Genomic DNA, 5,307 nt, shown 5'->3' on the forward strand with positions numbered 1-5,307 from the left:
CGAGGGTGTGGGAGAGCAGGACACCGCCAAACATTAAACATAAGCGAGGAGGGGCGGGCCCCATACCGGAAACGGTGTAGGCCCGCCCCTCCTCCTTTTTGTGTGTCCATCCGCCATGCCAACCCACCGGTTCACTCGGCCCGCAGGCCCAGCAGGTCAGCGCCGGGGCCAAGGATTCGTGGAGGCGGAAAGTCGGAGGGCCGCTGCCATCGGCAGCGGCCCTCTTTCAGGGTGGGCTCGGGTCATAAGGGGGAGCGGGGGTCAGGTAAGGGCGTCTCGCAGCTTGGCGATGCCGGCACCTACTCCGAAGATCGCGCCTACGACCAGGAAGGCCATCAACGACACGCTGACGAGTAGGATCGCGACTCCGACACCTCCGACGACACTGAAGAACGTGCTCACTTGGGCCTCCTCCATTGCAGGCTTGGGTGGGCGGTCTGCCCCTTCTTTGCATTGTCGCACATCGATCTTTAGCTCGTATCACGCATCACAAGTTAGACGGGTCACACCATTGAACAGCGATTCCTCTGTTTCACGGCTACCTCAGGCGCCGCTGCCGGGCAGCGCCCGTGCTCGGTTGGAGGCGGTGGGGCGCCCGCCGATCAATCTGCACCGGGCGCTCGCGCACGCCCCCGCCGTGCTCGGGCCGCTGCTCGACCTCATACACGCGATCCGCTACGAGGCGGCCGTCCCGCGCAGCTACGTCGAACTGGTCATCTGTCGTATAGCCCGGCTCGAAGGATCGGCTTACGAGCTCGCGCACCACCTGCCGATGGCGGCGGCCGCCGGAGTCTCGGCCGATCAGATCGAGCGCCTCGATCATTGGCGCGACTCAGATCGCTTCGACCCGGCCGAACGGGCCGTGCTCAACTACGCCGAGCACCTGGGCGGAGTCGCCTCCCGAGACGACGCCGAACTGGCCGCGCACTTCGGACCCGCCGAGCAGACCGAGCTGACCGTCGCCGGATCCACCTATGTGGCAATCGCTCGCTTGTTGCGCGCGTTGGAGGTCGAGATCGATCCAGGACTTTGACGTTTGACGCGTTTCTATACGGATACCTGCAAAATGGGCTTACGATCTCAGCACCTGACTCGTGTATCCGATGGGGGTAAGGCATGGCGACCGGCAAGGAAGGACTCCTGGAAGCGGATCACGCCTCTCCCGCTGCGGCGGTGTTCGTCTCGATCGCGGCCGCACTCGGCGGCTTCCTGTTCGGCTACGACACCGCGGTGATCAACGGGACCGTGACCGCACTGCAGGACCAGTTCGCCATCTCCTCGGTGGCGATCGGGTTCGTCGTCTCCTCTGCGCTGCTCGGGTGCGCGGCCGGCGCCTGGTTCGCCGGAGCGCTCGCCAACCGCTACGGCCGCACCAAGGTCATGCTGGCCGCGGCCCTGTTCTTCTTCGTCTCCGCACTGGGGAGCGCCCTCGCCACCGGTCCGTTCCAGCTGACCGGCTGGCGGGTCATCGGCGGCCTGGCCGTCGGCGCGGCCAGCGTCATCGCCCCCGCCTACATCGCCGAGATCGCGCCCGCCCGCCTGCGCGGGCGGCTCGGTTCGCTCCAGCAGTTCGCGATCGTGCTCGGCATCTTCAGCTCGCTGCTGGTCAACTACGTGATCCAAGCCTCCGCGGGAGGCGCGGCCGAATCGGTGCCGTGGGGCGGCACCGCATGGCGGTGGATGTTCGCCGCCGAGGCGATCCCGGCGTTCATCTACTTCATGGTGGCGCTGCAGATACCGGAGTCACCGCGCTATCTGGTCTCCAAACGCCAGTTCGCGAAGGCCAAGACGGTCCTGGACCACTACGTCGGGGGCGACAGCGACGCCAAGGTCGAGGAGATCAAGGAGTCCCTGCACTACGACCGGCCCGCCCGGTTCTCCGACGTGCGGGGCCCGCGCCTCGGACTGCTCCCGATCGTGTGGGTCGGCATCCTGCTGTCGATGTTCCAGCAGTTCGTCGGCATCAACGTCATCTTCTACTACTCGACGACGCTGTGGCGGTCCGTGGGCTTCAGCGAGAACGACGCGTTCCTGACCAGCGTCTTCAACTCCGTGGTCAACATCGCCGGCACGATCATCGCGATCCTGCTGATCGACAAGGTGGGCCGCAAGAAGCTCCTGCTGTCGGGCTCGGCGACCATGTTCGCGACGCTGGGAACGCTCATGATCATCTTCGCGACCGCTTCGGTCGACTCCGAAGGCAGTCCGGTCCTCAGCGACGGCGCCGGCGTGCTCGCGCTCATCGCGGCGAACGTCTACGTCTTCGGATTCGCCTTCACCTGGGGCCCGGCCGTGTGGGTGCTGCTGGGCGAGATGTTCCCCAACCAGATCCGAGCCTCGGCGCTCGGCGTCGCCGCCGCGGCCCAATGGATCAGCAACTGGCTGATCACCACCACCTTCCCCGAACTGTCCGAGATCGGCCTCGGCCTGGCCTACGGCCTCTACACCGGGTTCGCGCTCATCTCGTTCTTCTTCGTGCTCAAGTCGGTCCCCGAGACCCGCAACATCGAGCTGGAGGACATGGAGGCCCTCGAGGCCGGCCGCAAAGTCGGACCCAGGGACGCGTGACGGCGACAGGGGGCGGCCGAACGGCCGCCCCCTGCTTCCCGTTTCCCTGCGGGCCTTGTTATTCGTAGGCGATGGCGCCCAGAATATTGACTCTGGAGGCCCGCATCGCCGGGGCGATGGCCGCCAGCAGACCGACGACCACCGCCGCAGCGAGATAACCGACGATGAGGGCGGTCGGCACGGCGAAGATCTCCACGCCCTCCTCGACGAGCGCCCGCTGCGCCACCCAGGCCAGGACCAGCCCGACACCGATGCCGAGCACGGCCCCGAACAAGGTGATCGTGAGGCTCTCGACGGTGACCATGCGGACGCTCTGGCCGCGTGTCATGCCGATCGCGCGCAGCATCCCCAGTTCCCTGGTGCGTTCGAGGATCGACAGGACCAGCGTGTTGATCACGCCGATCACGGCCACGATCATCGCCAGTCCCAGCAGGGCCTGGATCGCGATGATCGCGAAGTCGAACATCACCGTCAGCTCCTCGATGTACTCCTCGCGGTTCTGGACCGACACCTCCGGTTCGTCGGCGAGGAGTCCGTCCAGGGCCGAGGAGACCGCCTCGATATCGGCGCTGTCGGCGACGTCGATGAGGGCCTCGGTGGGCTCGGGCGTGTAGAACTCCTCGGCCAGCGCCGGGGTAGCAAACCAGCCGCTGATGTTGTCGCTGTCGGCGAGTACGGCCGCGACGGTGAACTCGTGCGCCTCGTCGCCGCGAGTGAACTCGACCGATACGGTGTCGTCGAGCCCGACCCCGGCCTCTTGGGCGGTCGAGGCGCTCACGGCGATCTCGTCGTCGGCCAGGTCGGCGATCGAGCCCTGCTCGACAGGGACACCGTAGAGGCCCAGCCCCCCGGAGAGGTCGCTGGAGGCGTAGACGATCTGCTCGGCGCCGTCGATCTTCGCCGGGTCGTAGTAGAGCTCGGCCGCGGCATCGACCCCCTCGACGGCGCGCATGTCCTCCATCAGCGCCGGATCGAAGGTCCCCGGAACCGAGGAGTACACCGGTCCGGTGACGAACAGCTCGGCCGCGACATTGTCGTCCAGGGACGCGTCGAGGCTCTTCTCTATGCTCATCATGAGCGTGGCCGCGGTGGTCACCAGGGTCACGCCGATCATGAGGGCCGCGGCGGTGACGGCGGTCCGACGCGGGTTCCGAGCCGCGTTGCGCCGCCCCAGCTTCCCGGCGAAGCTCCACGACCACACCAGGCCGAGCATCCCGACGAGCGGCCGCGACAGCCACGGTGTGAGCAGGGTGAGTCCGATGAACGCCAGCGCCGCGCCGCCGGCCGCGTACGCGATGTCGCGGTCGCCGAGGTCGGCGGCGAGACCGTAGATCATCAGAGCGGTTCCCAGGCCGGCGATGAACGAGCCGAGCACGGTGATGCCGGTGATGGGCTTGTCGGTTTTGGCCGCGTCCCGCATCGCCTCGACCGGCATGATGCGGGAGGCCCGCAGCGCCGGAAGCAGCGCCGACAGGACGGTCACGCCGATGCCGACGGCCAGGGCCGCGAGCACTGCCGAGACCGGCACCGCGGTGGTGAACGAGGCGGTGTCGAGGATCTGGTTCGAGGCCAGGCTCGCCAACCCGATCCCGCCTCCGACGCCGAGCGCCGCGCCGATTACCGCGGCGCCGGTGCCGAGTGCGAGCGCCTCGACCAGGACCGAGCGGACGACCTGGCCGCGTCCGGCGCCGATGGCGCGCAGCATCGCGAACTCCTTGAGCCGTCCGGTGATGACGATGGTGAACGTGTTGGCGATCAGGAACATCGATACGAACACGGCGATCAGGCCGAACCCGAGCAGGAAGAAGCCGATCAGCCGCACCGCTTCGGCGGTCTCGGCGCTGGTCTCCTCGTTGTAGTCGGCGACGGTGATCGCGGTGGCCTCGTCGCCGATGACGGCCGCCAGCCGCTCGACCAGCTCGTCGTCGGTGACGCCGTCGGCGGCGCTGACGGCCACGGCGGTGTAGGCGTCCTGGCCCTCGAAGACCAGCCGCTGCGCCTCGGGCATGGTGAACGCCAGCTCGGTGGCGCCTCCGAGGGAGTCGCGCCCGCCGCTGTACCCGAAGACGCCGACGATGTCGTACTCGGTCTCCTCGCTGGCGAGCGAGTAGGCGGTGACGGTGTCGCCGAGGCCGAATCCGGCTGCGTCGACGAACGCGGCCGAGACGGCCACCTCGCCGTCGGCCTCGGGGGCCCGGCCCTCACGGAGCTCGCGGACGATCGACTCGTCGCCCCAGTTGACGGCGATCGTGGGCGCGAACCCGCCGACGATCTTGCCGTCCGATCCGATCGCGTTGATCATCCAGCTCACGGTGACGCTGGTGCCGGCCACGTCCGGATCGCCTTCGATGGCCGCGAGCGATTCGGCGCTCACGCCCTCGCGGACCAACCGTTCGCCCCGAGTCTCGGGCTCGACCGGTTCGACCAGCGCCTCGGATCCGACATAGGCGTCTTCGTTGAGCTCGTCGACCGTCGCCTCGATCGAGGCGGTGAGCACCAGCGCGGCGGCGATGAACGCCGAGCCGAGCACGACCGCGATCCCGGTCAGGGCCAGGCGGGACCTCCGGCTCGCCATGCCCTTCAAGGTGGCGCGCAGCATCGCTAGGCCGCCTCGCTTTCGGCGGCGTTGTGGGCGAGCTGCTCGAAGCCTCGCATCTTGTCGATGACCGCACCTGCGGTCGGCCCGTGGAGTTCGTCCACGATTTGGCCGTCGGCGAGGAAGATGACGCGGTCGGCGTA

General features: G+C 68.0%; 4 protein-coding genes and 1 pseudogene. 2 read left to right on the forward strand and 3 right to left on the reverse strand.

The window, feature by feature from the left end:
• Nucleotides 1-261: 261 nt before the first annotated feature.
• Nucleotides 262-402, reverse strand: coding sequence for a hypothetical protein (locus tag JFB92_RS26765; protein ID WP_199044590.1), 141 nt, complete (start codon nucleotides 400-402; stop codon nucleotides 262-264).
• Between the two features lie 184 nt (nucleotides 403-586).
• Between JFB92_RS26765 and JFB92_RS26770 the strand changes: the two genes are divergently transcribed.
• Nucleotides 587-1,033: a carboxymuconolactone decarboxylase family protein gene (locus JFB92_RS26770; RefSeq protein WP_199044592.1), complete on the forward strand. Its 447-nt coding sequence runs from the start codon at nucleotides 587-589 to the stop codon at nucleotides 1,031-1,033.
• An 83-nt stretch (nucleotides 1,034-1,116) separates the two neighbouring features.
• The gene (locus JFB92_RS24725) at nucleotides 1,117-2,568 is read left to right on the forward strand and encodes a sugar porter family MFS transporter (RefSeq protein ID WP_199044593.1); all 1,452 of its coding nucleotides are present in this window, start codon (nucleotides 1,117-1,119) and stop codon (nucleotides 2,566-2,568) included.
• Between the two features lie 58 nt (nucleotides 2,569-2,626).
• Here the strand turns inward: JFB92_RS24725 and JFB92_RS24730 are convergent, their stop codons facing one another.
• Both JFB92_RS24730 and JFB92_RS27140 read right to left on the reverse strand, forming a co-directional pair.
• Nucleotides 2,627-5,143 (reverse strand): ABC transporter permease, encoded by a 2,517-nt coding sequence (locus JFB92_RS24730; protein WP_199044594.1) that lies wholly within the window; start codon nucleotides 5,141-5,143, stop codon nucleotides 2,627-2,629.
• Between the two features lie 26 nt (nucleotides 5,144-5,169).
• Nucleotides 5,170-5,307, reverse strand: a pseudogene (locus JFB92_RS27140) (ABC transporter ATP-binding protein); the annotation flags it as partial.

Origin of the sequence: Glycomyces salinus, assembly GCF_016428645.1 — a bacterium.
GTDB lineage: Bacteria > Actinomycetota > Actinomycetes > Mycobacteriales > Micromonosporaceae > Glycomyces > Glycomyces salinus.

Excerpts from the sequence above, each read along its gene's own strand:
- JFB92_RS24725 (WP_199044593.1), top strand. The coding sequence starts at position 1,117 with ATGGCGACCGGCAAGGAAGGACTCCTGGAAGCGGATCACGCCTCTCCC.
- JFB92_RS24730 (WP_199044594.1), bottom strand. The coding sequence starts at position 5,143 with ATGGCGAGCCGGAGGTCCCGCCTGGCCCTGACCGGGATCGCGGTCGTG.